Consider the following 14,237-nt stretch of genomic DNA (forward strand, 5'->3'; position numbering starts at 1 on the left):
TGCTGCCTCGAGTCGAAACTCCGGGCTGTATGTTGGTCTGGTTTGCTTTGTCATTGTGTCACCTGTTTAAATACAGAAGTGATGATATCACCTCTAATCAGGTGGCCAAATTTAGTATGCCACTACAAACCCCACAGCCAGATGATATTTTTTTCACCCGCGAAGCCCCTATGGGGGAAGCTGCGATAGTGCCATCTGATCAAATCGTTTGCCTTGGCCAAAGGCTCATGCTTATCAGATTGTTTACTGACTTACTCAATGAAAGATACTTGATTTATGTAATTAGAAGCCCTGAATTTCAACGGCGAATACAAGAGTCTGCTGTTGGCATGACGGTTAAGCACATTAATGTGCGCGACGTAGAAACATTGATGCTGCCTGTTCCACCTAAGCCTGAGCAAGACGCTATTGTTAGCATTATCGATGCGCTGTTTGGCATATGTGATCGCTTTGAGAAACAGCTATCGAAAAAGCAACGCCTTGCTGAAAACTTGGTAACGAGCTCGGTCTCCGCCCTCACCGGCATCGCCATCGAACAAGAAGAGGAACCTATGAAAGCCCCACAAACTGAACTGGTGGCACCTGTGCGTTTGGGTACACCGCCCGATGTAAAAGCTCAGGCCCCGCTGGCCACGATTTTGGCTCGCCATAACGGCGAAATGAGCGCCAAAGATTTATGGCAGCGTTTTGGCGGTGAGATTGATGCCTTTTACGCCCAGTTAAAAACCGAAGTGGTCCACGGCTGGGTTGATGACCCAAGCTATGTCTTAGATAAAGATGCTGCAGATAGCCCTAAAAAATATCCTGACGGTGCCCAAGTAGCCAAGGTAATAATCAAATAGGAGGTTTGATTTGCAACTTCGATATTTAGCCATACCGCAGTTTCGTAACCTGCGAAATTTAGAAGTGAACTTTGCCACCGAGCTAGAGCCGGCTTCGGGCACACCTGCCGATGCAGCTGGCGATACTTCAGCAAAACGCATTCGCAGCCATGCGCTGATTGGCCAGAATGGCACAGGCAAATCGAACTTAATCGAAGCGTTGATCACCCTGTTTCGCGATGTGGATCTTGACCGCGATGCGGCTTTTGATTACACATTGGAATACGAAATTCGCGGGCATGTTGTGCGCATCGAGGCCGATACTGCCAAACAAAAACGCCCTTACGTTTGGGTAGATGGTGATCGTGTTAGCCAAGAGTATCTGATTAAAAATGACCCGCAGGACAAAGTCCAGCAAGATAAGCGTCGCGGCCCACGACTGTTACCAACACACATATTTGCCTATTACTCTGGCCGAAATGAGCGCATCGAGCAGCTATTTCAGGAGCACCAGCGCCGCTTTAACAAACGTCAGGAAATCACCACCGACGAAGTTTTATCTGAAGACCTGCTGGAAAACTTCACCGCCTCCGATACTGATATTCGCGCAATAGAAGAAGCCAAGCGTCGCCGCGAATCCAAATTAAAGCAAGCGGGCGACGACCGCCTGCGCCGCCTGTTTTACTGCCGTGGTGGCCACAGTCAGATAGTATTGCTTGCCTGTTTGCTCTCAGACGATCCGGTATTTAAAAAGGTGTTGAATAATCTGCATATCGAGTCGTTGGAATCTGCGCTATTTGTACTTAAAGAACCCCACCGCCTACGCGAAAAACGCCGGGGCGGTAAATTCGATGAAATGGAAATTAACGAAGGCGACCCACGCTTTTGGTATGCCCGTGGCAATGTGGTCAGTGAGTTCCTAGAAAAGCTCTGGCAAGTTGCCTGGGCACCGATTGAGCAGGAAGCTAGTAAACAAATTGATTTTCGCGGTCGCAGCGAAAAACAAAAGCAACTCTACTTGTATGTACCCAACAAGCAGAAACTAAAAGAGTTAGGTGAACTTGTTGGGGGAACCGACAGCTTCTTCCGCTACGCCGAAGGTGCCTACATTGGCGATTTGATCGACGAAGTACGAATCACGGTAAAAAAACGAGATGAGCACGGCGGCAAGGTCAACTTTACCCATCTCTCTGAAGGCGAGTTGCAAATGCTCACTGTGCTGGGCTTGATGCGTATCACCCGCGAAGACCATTGTTTATTTTTGTTAGATGAGCCCGATACCCATCTCAACCCCATCTGGAAGCTACGTTACTTCGACGATATAGAAGGCGTGTTGAGTTCCGAGAAAGATTCATTGGTACAAGGCGAATCGCAAATCCTGATCACCACCCACGACCCAATGATGGTGGGCAGCCTTAAACGTGAACAGGTGCATATTCTGCGTAAACACGGCGACCGTTCAGTGATTGAATCACCCGATGAACATCCGCAAGGCATGGGGGTTACCGGCTTGCTCAAAAGCGAGTTATTTGGCCTCTCATCCACTTTGGATATTGAAACCGAACGTCGCTTATTCCGCCGAAATGAGCTGTTTGTAAAGTCGCCTCGTACTGCTGAAGAAGATGCCGAGCTTTCACGGCTGTCAGCCGAGCTGGCTGATCTTGGTTTTTCGACTGCAGATTTCCGCGACCCGGACTACGCCCTGTTCGTGCGCAAAATGGCACAACATCGCAAATTTAGAAAACCGACCCTGACTCCTGAAGAGCAAGCCGAACAAGATCGCATTGCTGACGACATCATTAGTGAAATTTTGCGTGAGGAGGCCGGAGAATGATTTTTATCGATCTCGAGAATAAAAAGCCCACCGACACCGACATTCCAAACTGGGCACCTTGGTCACAGGCTCAATGGGACGCATGGCTTGCGAAATCGAATCAACTTGTTGCCGAATTAGCAGCTTTCGATGCGGCTGGAAATATCAAAGAGCGAAACGAGCAAATTGATAAACATAGCGATCACTGGGGAAAGCTAAAACCTTGGTTGCTGGCGCTGTCAGGTGGCAAGTGCTGGTTTTCGGAAGTGCGTGAACTGTATTCACATTATGACGTCGAGCATTTTCGACCCAAAAAGGAAGCCAAAGCCCTTGATGGTACAAAACGTGATGGCTACTGGTGGTTAGCCTTCGATTATATGAATTTCCGTGTATGCGGTAATGTGGGGAATCGCAAAAAGGGCGGCTGGTTCCCTTTGGGGCCTAGCTCGTTACTTTCAACTTATGCAGCACCCTGTGAAGAATCTGAAACTCGCTATTTACTCGACCCCATTGACGACGATGATGTATCGCTCATCGCCTTTGATGAAGAAGGCAAGGTCGTGCCTGCACCCGGTACCTCAGGCTGGGAACAGCAGCGGGTAGAGGAAACCGTGAAGCGTCTAAAACTCAATGAACATGCCCCACTTGCAGAAGAGCGCCGCAAGGTGTGGCAAAAGGTGGATGGTTTGATTGAGGACTTCAATAAGGCCAAAACACGGTGCGCAGCTGGTAATAACCCTGCTGCCAAAGCAAAGTTGATAGAGGTGCGTACGAAAGTAAGGCAAATGACCAACCCAACAGCCGAGTTGTCGTCCGTCGCTCGCTGGTGCCTATTACTACGAAATGACCCACAACTTTCAAGATTGGTAGGGTAAGGTTTCTTAAAATTGGAAGTTGCTTTTTGAACTGGTTTTACTTTTTGGCTGTCCATCTGGATTGTAACGGGCTGCATGATCAGAGCTGCACGTCGGACGAGCTTTAGAGGCTATTGTAGGCTGTGAAAGAGCTGATAATCAGTTAGATTGTTGGATTAATTTATCAGGGAGTGATGATGAGTATAGGGATTAGTGAACTGTTCAGCGGCTTGCAGTTTGCTGAAAAGGTTGCTCTTTACGTTAACAAATTTCTAAAGCGGCCTGAACCTGATTCACCCGCCAGCCGCTTCCTCGCGTTATTCAATGCCCACGGCGTAAAACCAAGCCAAATCCCTGAGTTCTTCGGCTATGGTCTCAGCATTGCGGATTGCCACTGCGCTGACTCACTCACTAAGGTGTTAACCACTGGTCAGCTTGAACAAGCTGCCAAGCTCTTTGGTGTAAACAAAGACTGGTTGTACTGTGCCAGTGAGCAGGTTTACGAGCCGCACAATTTCTATAAAAACCCCCAGGGTTTTGAAGAATATTTTAAAGGTTTGAATATCGATAGGACTACCCCTGTGCGGGCAACCCTGTACATGCCCGCTCGCAATAAGTGGTTAAAATGTTTCTACCCAGAACACTCTGGTTTATTGGTGATTTATGTTCCGATGGGTGAGATAAACCAGCGCACTATCTATCGTGTCGAATTGGTGAGTTATGAGTGTGCGTTCTACTGGCACACGAGAGGTTACCTGGCGGCAAACTTAGCGCACATGTTACGAAAATATGCTGTAGTGTATGGCACCTTCGTTAGCCCCAAACTGCTGGAGCCGGTGGCGCAAGGACAAAGAATACCTGTCTACGAATATGAATCGCACCATCCCTTTAGCCTGAAAGCGGCAGGGCGCTTTTCTATTGAGGAATTGATTTCCTGTCCCGATAAATATTTGCATGGTGTTGACCCGGAGCAAGATAGCTATGGTCATCGCGCCGCGTTGGACCTGTGGCTCAGCATGGCAGACCGCATGAGGATATGGAATAAGGAACAGCACTCTAGTAACGTTGCGAATTTTGAGGATGCGCTGAGGCGTGTAATTTCACTATAGTGCTGGGGCGACTGTTGCCAGGTTGCAAACCGGTATCGAGGCCAAGTTTTGGCTGTATCATCCCCGTGAAGATGAGCTGTTAGCGAAGAAGCGCGAGTTCATCACACAAAATCTCGACGCTATCAATTCGGGTGCCGGTATGGCTAGAAAGGGGCCAATAATAGCGCCGCATAAGCTCATCAAATGTCAGTGCCTTGGCTGTGGTAAAACCTTTACCGACATCAGGAACCAGGAAAATTCCTGTGCCGATTGTCATACCCATCTTTATGTGGTTAACGCATGAGCTGGATGTCGAGGTATTGAACACTAAGGTTTTATGGATGGCAAAACCGGTTCGACAGTGTTTGGTACTGACGGCAAACGGTAGTAGTTCACTAGGTTTGGGAAACATTATCAAATCATGCGGCGGGATGATTCGCTACATCCCTGTAGCTCACCCCGTTGGGGCCAGCGCAGGCGCTGTTCGGCATTAGTTCCTGACGATGCTCGTGAACCCGCTACGCGGCTAAGTCCAGCACCCACATTAAGATCGAAATAAAAAGGGCCATCCAAACGGATGACCCTTTTGCCGCCATTCACAAAAGAAAAAGGGCTTAGCGTTTCCGCTAAGCCCTTGTTTTATTTGGTGGAGGCGGCGGGACTTGAACCCGCGTCCAGAAAGCCTACATCCAAGGCACTACATGCTTAGTCTCTCTTTTAATTAACCCGAATAAACTCCGAAAGACAGGATTTCATCGGGCGAGTCCGGTACTGTTTCGCGGTTCACCCCCGGACGGAGTTCCCTCGCTATCAAATGTAAGATGACCATCTGTATACACCGCCCATTTGAGAGACCTGTGTCAGATGGCTAGCTAGCCTAAGCTGCTAGAGCGTAGTTATCGTCGTTTGCAACTATAACTGTGCGGCTTTTTACGAGGCCAACCGCCCCTCGGCATGCTCCCAGGGTTTCGTGAATCCTGTCGAATCCAAAATCGCCCCCAAGTGACTTAATTGTAACCCCTGAAAGCGCGAATAACTAGCAGCAATTTCAAAGGGAACAACCTTTTGTTCATTATCCGCGCGTTTTCTCTTTCTTCATCACCCGCGCCTTCTCGACTTCCCATTCCCTGGACTTGGTGTCTTCGCGCTTGTCGTGATCTTTCTTACCCTTACCCAGACCAATCTCGACCTTGACCCAGGCACCCTTACGCCAGTACATGGAGATGGGAATGATGGAATAGCCCTGACGCTCAACCAGCCCCGCGAGCTTGTCGAGTTCCTTGCGGCTCAGCAGCAGTTTCTTCAACCGCAACGGATCGCAGACCACATGGGTCGATGCGGTATTCAGCGGGATTATGGTGCAGCCATGCATGAAGGCTTCGCCACCTTTGAGGAAGACGTAGCAATCGGATAAGTTGACCTTACCCATACGGATGGATTTGACTTCCCATCCCATGAGTTGCAGGCCGGCTTCCATTTTTTCTTCGAAACGGTATTCGAAGGTAGCGCGTTTATTGCGTGCGATAGTCGCAGACGCTTCTTTCTTTGATTTTTTCTTTACCATAGTGGCGCCATTATACCCACGGGCAGTGAATTTGGAATTGGATATGGGGGAATATTTGTGGCTTTTCAACTTTTAATGCCGGGCCTGCTGTTTTTTTGTGCATACCAAGGCGTCGTGCGGCAATAAGGGTGCGTTTTTGCTTGTTCGTGATAAAATCCCGTTAATTTTCGGCCCCAGAGCAGAACCAGGAATACAAGCAGAGCCCATGCCACAGATTTCACGCAGCGTCTTAGTTCGTTTCAGTGCCAAGCAAATGTACGATTTGGTGAATGATGTCGAGTCTTACAAGGAGTTCATTCCCGGCTGCGTCGGTGGCAAGGTATTGGAGTTTGATGGCCAGACCATGTTGGCATCCGTGGACGTGAGCAAGGCGGGCGTCAGCAAGACCTTCACCACCCGCAACCAACTGGTACCGGGAAAGAGCATAGAGCTGAGCCTGGATAACGGCCCGTTCAAGCATTTACGTGGCCACTGGCGTTTCACCGAGTTGACAGAAGACGCCTGCAAGGTGGATTTTGAGCTGAATTTTGAGTTTTCCAGCTCGCTGGTGGAACTGGCTTTTGGTAAAGTATTTAAAGAGTTGATGTCTTCCATGGTAACTGCGTTTACCGGCAGGGCTAAGGTGATTTACAGTGGTGAATGAGACTGAGAAGTTTGCGGTGGATGTGGTGTATGCTTTGCCGACGCAGCAGAAGGTGATTAGGGTAACAGTCAGTGCCGGCACCAGTTGCATTGAGGCGGTGCGCCTGAGTAACATGCAGCAATTTTTCCCCGAGATCGACCTGGAAACGGTGAAACTCGGAATATTCAGCCGCCTGGTGAAACACGATGAAGTGCTCGAGCCCGGGCAGAGAGTTGAAATCTACCGGCCCTTGATTGCCGATCCCAAGGATGTGCGTCGCCGCCGCGCCGATAAGGCTAAAGACGAAGGCAGGGCGAATAAGATCACCGGCGGCCGCGCCTGATGGGCTAGGGCCCAGCACTGAGCCCTGTACAAACAGACTTGAAAGCATTTTTGCCCAATATTTTTTGCTCAATACTTTCTGAACAATGATTTTTGTTCAATGATTTTTGCAGGATAAAGGTGCGGAAACAGCCAACAAAAAAGCGCCCTTGGGCGCTTTTTTGTTGCTCCAGCCGTGACTAATTTTGTGGATCGGCGGGGGTCTTCATTTCCAGTTTCTTCTCTTCGACCAAAGGTTTCCCATCGGCACGCTGGGGCGGCACTTGAGGCACTGTTTCCTGGGTATTCAACGCAGGCAGGCTGCTCTGTTCCAGCGGAGTGTTAAACTCGGGGCTGAGTTCGTAATCTCCGCTGACGCTCACCAGGTGTTGGTCCTTGAATCTCAGTATGAGTTCTTTATGTATTATGCTGGCATCGCGGCCACTCTTATAGTGGTAAACATAATACCAGGTATCGTCGGCGAAGCTGTCGCGTAACACGGGGCGACCGAGTATGTACTCCGCCTGTTCCTTGGTCATGTCGATACGCAGTTTCTCGACTTGCTGCGGCTCCATGTAGTTACCTTGCGGCACATCCGGCTTATAGATCAGATAGTCAAAAACACTACAGGCATTGAGTGACAGGGAGAGCGCAGCGGCGCCCAGCAGGGTAAGACTTTGCTTTTTATTGATCATTGTGTGCGCTACTTCCGAAAAATCTGTCGGCCATGATACCCAAGCATTCCCCCCGCTGACAAGGGTTATAGGAGGTTATAGCAGCCATGGAAACTATTGTGTCACAGTTGGACTGCGGCTTTTGGCATTAGTTCAGTAACATTGGTCTATAGTTAGATGACGTTTTACCGTGGATGAGAGGGTAAAGGCCGGCGCCATGATTTCAATGTGAAGAGCTAGGGTTTGCAGCGGCGGCCAAGGAGTGGACAGGTGCAGTTTAGGCTGTGCTGGCTTGGGTGATGAATAAAGTGGCTAACACTTGTTACCCCTTAAAAAAGTTAACAAAATGTTTTTATTTTGAGTTATTGTAAGTTGAATGTGTCCCTTGGTTTCAAGGTCTTGTCTATAGTGAGATCTTAGCCTGAGCCAAGTCACCTGAGAGGTAGGCCTGAACATTCTCATGCTTTACCTAAGCAACCAGTCTGAAGGAGTTAGATTTGGGTTCACTAGTATGTGTCGGTACCGGATTACAACTGGCCGGGCAGATCAGCGTGTTAAGCAGAAGCTATATTGAGCATGCGGATGTTGTTTTCAGCCTGCTTCCCGATAGTTTCGCCCAGCGTTGGCTCGAAGGATTGAATAACAATGTCATCGACCTGCAGCAGTACTATGCCCAGCAGGAGGGGGTAAAGAATCGGCGCGACACTTATGCTCAGATGGTGGCAGCCATACTGAATGCGGTGCGCTCGGGTAAGAGTGTCGTCTGCGCCCTCTACGGTCATCCAGGGGTGTTCGCCTGTGTGTCCCATCTGGCGATTAAGCAGGCCAGAGCCGAAGGCTTCGCGGCGCAGATGGAGCCGGGGATTTCCGCCGAAGCCTGCCTGTGGGCCGATCTCGGCATAGACCCGGGCAATTCGGGCCACCAGAGCTTCGAGGCCAGCCAGTTCATGTTCTTCAATCATGTGCCCGATCCCACGACCCATCTGCTCTTGTGGCAAATCGCCCTGGCGGGTGAGCACACTTTGACTCGGTTCCATACCACGGCCGACAGGCTGCAGGTGTTGGTGGAGTTGCTGCAACGCTGGTATCCGGCTGAACACGAAATTGTCATCTATGAGGCGGCTAACCTACCGACCCAAAGCCCGCGCATCGAGCGTTTGGCGTTAAGAGACTTGCCGGGAGCCAGGTTGACGGCGATCAGTACCCTGTTGATACCGCCGGCCCGCAAGCTGACATATAACCTGGAAATACTTGAAAAACTGGGAATTACCCCAGCGGATTTAGGATAGTTATTGTTACCACCACAGTAAAATAAGGAAATACTATGTCAAACTTAACTGGTTTTTTGAGTGAGCTGGGTCAGGATGCACGGCTGATGCGGGGCTACAAGCAAAATCCTGTCGCCGTGATGAGCGCCTATGGCGTGAAGGATGAAGAGGCTGTTGCCGTGATGGCGGGGGACAAGTCAAAGCTGCAGTCTTTGGCTGGTGGAGATGAAGGTCAGTCCTGGCTGGTTGTTTATCATGGCAACGATAAATAGCGCCAGGTGAATAAGCTGTATCGCTGGCTATTTACTGCAATCATGGTGCTCTATAGTGGGCACTTGATTGCAGCTATGCAGGAATATGACCAAACTCTCGATGAGATTGGCGTTATTCTGCATTCTGATGTGTCGACATCTGTGACCAGATTGAATGAGTTGGAGCTTAGTTTCGATAAACTGAGCCCTGCACAACAAGGTCGTTTCTTGACCTTCAAGGGCATTACATTCATCTATAACGCCCACTATCGAGAGGCCTTGATAAACTTCAATCAGGCTGAATGGCTAGTTAAGGATACCTACCTTCTGGCATCCCTATACAGCTATAAGGCTACCGCCTATATTGCTACCCGAGATTTTGAACAGGCCTTGGCTATGATGGCCAAAAGTTTGGCATTAATCGTCAGAATCGAAGATGTGGACATCAAACGCAGTGCCTATTTGCGTCTTGCGAATCTTTACAGTGGTTTAGAGGCGAACGATGCCGTTGCCCTATATGCGACCAAGGCAATAGAGCTGGCCGATGCCGACGATGTTAAGGATATCTGCACCGCTAAACTCTATTTGGCAGTGTCGAGTTTAGAGCTGCGGAGTCTGGATTCCGCCTTTAGTGATTTCGAAAATACCCTGAGTTATTGTAAACAAAATGGCTTATCGCTGATCGCCAACATGGCGCTCAAGGGACTGGGATGGGTTAAATTACGAGAGGGTGACTTCCCATTATCCAGAAATTTATTGCTCAAGGCGCTCACAGGTTATGAGGCATTTAATTTCCAGCTAGAAATCAGCCATGTACATGCCTTACTGGCACAGAATTATTTGGCCACCGGCGAAGATGCCGAGGCTAAGATCCACGCCGAGCGAGTGATAACCCAGCCTGAAGATCCCAGTAGCATAGAACATAAGCAGCTAGCCTACCGGGTCTTGTCTGAGCTGGCGGCCAGACAAGGGGCGTTCGAGCAAGCCTATGAGTATTCCCTGCAGGATCAACATTATAGTAAATTGTTGTTCGACGAGAAGAAGATGAAGGCGCTCGCCTACCAGTCATCCAAGTTTAACGTCGATGAGAAGGAGCGGGAGATCAACCTGCTCAACCGTGAGCGTGAGCTGTATATGGCGATGCAGCGGGTCAAGGAGCGGGAACGCACCAATATGCTGATGCTGGTGACCATACTCATAGGTGGGGTAATTTTTCTCGCTATCTTGTTCATCGCCGGCATGCTGCAGAAGCGTAAGTACAAACGCATGGCGAGCTTGGATAGTCTGACCGGCATACTCAATCGCGGTGCGGGTCAGGAGCTGGCCGAGAACCTGTTTGTGCAGACCCTGGCCAAGGGCGGGAGTTTCAGTGTCATCCTGTTCGATCTGGATCATTTCAAGCGCATCAACGACAGCTTTGGTCATGGGACAGGGGACTGGGCGCTGAAAAAAGTGGTCGAAATCCTCAGGAGCCGCATTCGCAGCTGTGACGTGTTTTCCCGGGTCGGTGGAGAAGAGTTTGGCATATTCCTGCCATCTGCCAGCGAGGCCCAGGCATTGGAAGTGGCGCAGCTATGTCGGGAGAAGATAGCCGCCATCAATACCCAGCATTCAGGACATGAATTCAGTCTGACCGCCAGTTTCGGTGTCAGCAGCATGGGTGATAGCGACTTGAGCCTGGATCCCTTGTTGCATAGGGCCGACTTGGCGCTGTACGCAGCCAAGTCCCAGGGACGCAACCTTGTGGTGGCTTATTCCGCGGCATTGGAGCCAGACAAAGGTTCGAACGCCAGGCAGAGCAAGTTATCCCTTAGCCCATCCTGATCCGGAGCCGAACATTGATGAGGAAGAGGGCAGAGCTTGGCGTCTGCCCTCTTTGTTTTAGGACGAGTCAACGGCGTTAACGAGCCGACGCTTGGCTTAAAGGCGATAGCTCAGGCTGAGTTTGAGATTGCGCTCGGCCCCAGGGAGGCCGCCGAGGAACATTGCCTTATCATAGTAGTCTTGGTTGAACAGGTTATTCAGGTTCAACTGCAGCGACCAGTCATCCGTGTCATAGGCTATCGCCGAATGCCATAGACTATAAGCGTCCACATGACCGTCGGGAATGCCGAAGGAACTCGATGCCGTGCTGCGTTCGGCCACATAGTTGACTCCCAGGCTCAATGACAGAGGTTGTGGCAACACGGCTAGATTGGCGCTGTAACTGAGCCAGGCGCCGGCGGTGATCATGGGGACGCCTTTTTGATGCGAGTTGTAGTCGGATGAATTGGGATCGTTCTTGTTACGGGCATCCTGATATACGCCATTCAGATTGAATTTCCACTGCTCATCGAGAAAGGCATTAATATCCAGCTCGACGCCTTTGGTCTCATCGGCACCGTTAAAGAAGTATTGTGGCACCTCGATCGCAGATATCCCAAGCTCATAGTCTGGATTAGTGTACCTCAGGTTGGTGCGCGAACTCTGAAACAGCACCAGGGAGGCCAGCAGCTGATCGTCGAATTGCTTCAGCCGTATCCCCAGATCATAGCTGAGGGATTCCGAGTCCGGCCTGTCATCTTGTTGACCACTGATGCTGCCGAGCAGGCTGTAAGCTATTCTGCCCTTGGCGTGATTGATGAACAAAGACAGTTCATCCACTGGATGATAGGAAAGGCCTAAGTTATAGGTCATGCCATTGTCTTTGCTGTTTTTCTCAGGGGTCGGCTCGGCTTTGCTGGTGCTGTAGCGGGAGTCGACGCCAAGATGCGTGTAGGATTGGGCTATCTCATTGAAGGCAAAGCCCAAGCGTGTCGTGAGGGTGTCGCTGAGGTAGCCCACATATTGCAGCCCCAAGCCCCAGGCTTGCACCTGTTTGCTGTAATTGGCGGTCAACAGGGGATCGTACTGCTCGAAGCTGCCCGTTCCCCAGTTGGGATCGCGGATATCCAGCAGGTAGGGCAGTTGTCCAAGGTAAAGCCGTTCGCCATTCTTGCCCTTGATTTCCTTGTCCGCATCATAGATAGACCAGTCCTGCAGCCTTATGTCCCTGTCTTCCAGATTGGCGTTGAGCAAGAGCTCACTGTCTATGCCGGCCAGGCTGAAGTCATACCTCAAGTCGGCAAAATACTGCCAGGAGGTTTCGTCGGCGTCGACCTTGCGATACTCCTGTCGCCGGGCCGCATAGGGATATAAGACATCATCCACAACCAGTGGTGCGCGGGGATTGGCGTTGGTTGCGCCGCTCCTATGCCAATAAACATAGTTGTAAGCCCCCGTTTGGCGCACGAAGCCGGAATGATAATCCCGGTATTGCAATTGTTGATTGAGATAGAGGTTATCGCTTAAGTCCAGGTTATGGTTGAGCTTGAACCTGAGTTCTTCACCCTGGTTCGGCTCGGTCAGACTCGACACCAGGCTGGTATCCCCGAGTGCAAAGGGGGTTAAACCATCACCGGCCCTGAGGGAGTCTGCCAGTTGCTGGCGCTGGCTATCGCTCAGGTTCACGCCTTTGCCTTTGGGGTCATTGACCAGATCCTGCCAACTGACCTCCATGGCTGACTTGCCCGCGACCGAGTCGCTGTTAAAGATGCGGATAGGATCCCCTATCGAATCGACCCGCACCGCATCCTGAATATAGGCGACAGAGAACAGCAGATCCTGGGATGGGCCGAATCGCTGCTTGAGCGAGGCATAGATTTCATCTCTGTCTGTGCCCAGCTGGCGATAGCCATCACTGCGGCCATGTTTCGCCACCAAGCGGTAGGCGGTATCCGGGGCTATGGCTCCCGTGGTATCCAATGCCAGGCTGTAGCTATCCCATTGACCCAGTTCAGCCTTGAATTCGGTACCGGCATCGAACCTGGGTTTCTTTTCGATAAGATTGATGATGCCGCCGGCACTGCCCATGCCGTAAAGCCCGGTAGCCGGGCCTTTCAATACTTCCACCGACTCCACATTGGTGAGTGAGCGGGTCGGATTGAAGCTATTGCCCAAGCCCGCACCGCCGTACATGCCATCGTAGGTGTAACTGGTATCCAGGCCCCGGATAGACAGGTTATCGCCTATGCCATAGTTATTACCCGCTTGGGTGACACCGCTGATGTTGCGCACCAAGTCTTGCAGATTGCCGGCGCCTTGGCTTTCAATGAGTGCCTGATCCACCAGGACTATGGCCGCTGGCGTTTCCATCAGTGACATATCCGACTTGGTTGCCAGGCCCGAGTTCATCACCAGTCTATTTTGTCTGCCGTAAACCGTGATGCGCTCGACGTCGTCATTGGCGGTGAGCGACACCCGGCTCACAGCCGCATGGCTCATGGTCGCCATGACACTGCCGCATGTCATTAGCATGAGTGAAAAGCCAACAGATCTCATCTCTATATCCTTCCTTCTTAAAAGGGTGGGAATGATAATGATTTTCATTTTTAAATCAATCTATGATTTCAACATTATCCAAGCTGGTTTTCGTCTGCCGTAATTTCGGACAAGCCCCCGGAATGGCCGCCTTCTGCTGCATGCCAACGACTGCCAGGGGGCTTTGGGCTGTGATTGTCACCAAATTGAAAAATAAATGAAAAAAATGTGATTTTTTTGAAGTAAACCAAAACAAATTTCTTTGATGATCGACAAACGTAACTCGCATGTGTGGTTTTGATGACCATCGTCATATTAACCATTACGTAAAGGTAAGATTAAAACGACCGTTTTAATTCGGGGTGGTGAACTTGTTTATTATACTTTTGAAAAATAATGATTTTATCGACTTACCTTAAGGGCAATCCAAAACGCTGAGCTGTTCTCTGGCTAGGTATTTCGCTCGCATTTTTCGTAATTAAAAGTTTATATTTGGTAATTTATTTACGTAATAAATTACGTTGTCACTGGATTGGTAAACTTGTCTGACAAATTTACCTTCACAATTTCAACTACATGTTGTTCTGTTGTTTTTTTGTTTTATTTTAATTAGTTAAATTAAT

General features: G+C 50.1%; 13 protein-coding genes and 1 other RNA gene. 9 read left to right on the top strand and 5 right to left on the bottom strand.

What is annotated here, in order from left to right; translation table 11 throughout:
- The 4 genes from HC757_RS09795 to HC757_RS09810 form a co-directional block, all read left to right on the top strand.
- Nucleotides 1-842 (top strand): restriction endonuclease subunit S (locus tag HC757_RS09795; RefSeq protein ID WP_211164360.1); only part of this gene is annotated, 842 nt, incomplete at its 5' end.
- 10 nt (nucleotides 843-852) lie between these two features.
- Nucleotides 853-2,655, top strand: coding sequence for an AAA family ATPase (locus HC757_RS09800; RefSeq protein ID WP_169564171.1), 1,803 nt, complete (start codon nucleotides 853-855; stop codon nucleotides 2,653-2,655).
- On the top strand, nucleotides 2,652-3,509 hold the full coding sequence (locus HC757_RS09805; protein ID WP_169564172.1) for an HNH endonuclease family protein: 858 nt from the start codon (nucleotides 2,652-2,654) through the stop codon (nucleotides 3,507-3,509). The genes HC757_RS09800 and HC757_RS09805 overlap by 4 nt, the downstream gene beginning before the upstream one ends.
- A gap of 176 nt (nucleotides 3,510-3,685) precedes the next feature.
- The gene (locus HC757_RS09810; RefSeq protein ID WP_169564173.1) at nucleotides 3,686-4,597 is read left to right on the top strand and encodes a hypothetical protein; all 912 of its coding nucleotides are present in this window, start codon (nucleotides 3,686-3,688) and stop codon (nucleotides 4,595-4,597) included.
- 79 nt (nucleotides 4,598-4,676) lie between these two features.
- Here the strand turns inward: HC757_RS09810 and HC757_RS09815 are convergent, their stop codons facing one another.
- The 3 genes from HC757_RS09815 to smpB all read right to left on the bottom strand — a co-directional run bounded on the left by HC757_RS09815 (nucleotide 4,677) and on the right by smpB (nucleotide 6,140).
- Nucleotides 4,677-4,853, bottom strand: a complete 177-nt coding sequence (locus HC757_RS09815) for a hypothetical protein (protein WP_169564174.1) — start codon at nucleotides 4,851-4,853, stop codon at nucleotides 4,677-4,679.
- Between the two features lie 367 nt (nucleotides 4,854-5,220).
- Nucleotides 5,221-5,576, bottom strand: a transfer-messenger RNA (tmRNA) gene (ssrA, locus tag HC757_RS09820).
- A gap of 72 nt (nucleotides 5,577-5,648) precedes the next feature.
- A complete protein-coding gene (gene smpB / locus HC757_RS09825) occupies nucleotides 5,649-6,140 on the bottom strand; it encodes an SsrA-binding protein SmpB (RefSeq protein WP_169564175.1) in 492 nt (163 codons plus the stop codon).
- 205 nt (nucleotides 6,141-6,345) lie between these two features.
- Between smpB and HC757_RS09830 the strand changes: the two genes are divergently transcribed.
- A complete protein-coding gene (locus tag HC757_RS09830) occupies nucleotides 6,346-6,783 on the top strand; it encodes an SRPBCC family protein (RefSeq protein ID WP_169564176.1) in 438 nt (145 codons plus the stop codon).
- On the top strand, nucleotides 6,773-7,105 hold the full coding sequence (locus HC757_RS09835) for an RnfH family protein (RefSeq protein WP_169564177.1): 333 nt from the start codon (nucleotides 6,773-6,775) through the stop codon (nucleotides 7,103-7,105). The genes HC757_RS09830 and HC757_RS09835 overlap by 11 nt, the downstream gene beginning before the upstream one ends.
- A gap of 178 nt (nucleotides 7,106-7,283) precedes the next feature.
- Here HC757_RS09835 and HC757_RS09840 read toward each other — a convergent pair whose 3' ends face one another.
- A complete protein-coding gene (locus tag HC757_RS09840) occupies nucleotides 7,284-7,778 on the bottom strand; it encodes an outer membrane protein assembly factor BamE (RefSeq protein WP_169564178.1) in 495 nt (164 codons plus the stop codon).
- Nucleotides 7,779-8,254: 476 nt separating this feature from the next.
- On the opposite strand from HC757_RS09840, the gene HC757_RS09845 reads away from it, so the two are divergent.
- From HC757_RS09845 to HC757_RS09855, 3 genes are read left to right on the top strand one after another with little or no spacing between them, the layout of a single operon-like run.
- On the top strand, nucleotides 8,255-9,046 hold the full coding sequence (locus HC757_RS09845; protein WP_169564179.1) for an SAM-dependent methyltransferase: 792 nt from the start codon (nucleotides 8,255-8,257) through the stop codon (nucleotides 9,044-9,046).
- A 35-nt stretch (nucleotides 9,047-9,081) separates the two neighbouring features.
- Nucleotides 9,082-9,297, top strand: coding sequence for a hypothetical protein (locus HC757_RS09850; RefSeq protein ID WP_169564180.1), 216 nt, complete (start codon nucleotides 9,082-9,084; stop codon nucleotides 9,295-9,297).
- A gap of 42 nt (nucleotides 9,298-9,339) precedes the next feature.
- Nucleotides 9,340-11,100, top strand: a complete 1,761-nt coding sequence (locus HC757_RS09855; protein WP_169564372.1) for a tetratricopeptide repeat-containing diguanylate cyclase — start codon at nucleotides 9,340-9,342, stop codon at nucleotides 11,098-11,100.
- 96 nt (nucleotides 11,101-11,196) lie between these two features.
- On the opposite strand, the gene HC757_RS09860 is transcribed toward HC757_RS09855, so the two are convergent.
- Nucleotides 11,197-13,635: a TonB-dependent receptor gene (locus HC757_RS09860; RefSeq protein WP_169564181.1), complete on the bottom strand. Its 2,439-nt coding sequence runs from the start codon at nucleotides 13,633-13,635 to the stop codon at nucleotides 11,197-11,199.
- Nucleotides 13,636-14,237: the final 602 nt, after the last annotated feature.

The organism is Shewanella salipaludis, assembly GCF_012911865.1.
GTDB classification, from domain to species: domain Bacteria; phylum Pseudomonadota; class Gammaproteobacteria; order Enterobacterales; family Shewanellaceae; genus Shewanella; species Shewanella salipaludis.